Below are 539 nucleotides of genomic sequence, written 5' to 3'. Positions count from 1 at the left end.
GCCACCAACGGATACACGACGATCGCGAAGACCACGGATCAGTGGTTCATCGCGAACCCGGACGGTTCCGGTGACGGCGAAGGTTCGTGGACGGTGACGATGCGGTCCCAGGACCCGGTGACGCAGCCGTTCACGGACACCATCGACATCCTCCCCTACAACGGGGACGGCCGCGGCACCGAGTACGCGGGCACCTACGCTGTGTCCTCGGTGGACGCTCCCGCAGGATCGACCGTCTACTACACCGTTGCTCCCGTAGCGTCGCTCAGCGATGATCCGGGTGCGGACTCGAACGGCGAAGCTGGTACGACGCAGGGCAACACGGTCGGTTGGTCGACGACCCCCGTGCCGAACCCGACAGCGATCCGTGTGATCGGTGGCGAGCTCACCCCTGGCGCCACGACAGCATTCACGGTGAACATCACGACCGATGGTGCCAATCCGGGCGACGCGTGGGTGAACCGCGCGCAGGGCATCGCCGGACACACGGAACTCGTCATGCGGACCTCGGAGCCGCTGACGATGGGCACCAAGTACTC

The 539-nt window shown here is 65.9% G+C and carries 1 pseudogene; it reads left to right on the top strand.

Annotated elements, in window-relative coordinates:
• Positions 1-539: pseudogene (locus FDK12_RS15130) on the top strand (dirigent protein); the annotation flags it as partial.

Origin of the sequence: Arthrobacter sp. NamB2 (genome assembly GCF_005281365.1) — a bacterium.
Taxonomy (GTDB): Bacteria; Actinomycetota; Actinomycetes; order Actinomycetales; family Micrococcaceae; genus Arthrobacter_D.
Note: the sequence above shows the minus strand (reverse complement) of the source record. Positions and strands in the feature narration are given on the sequence as shown.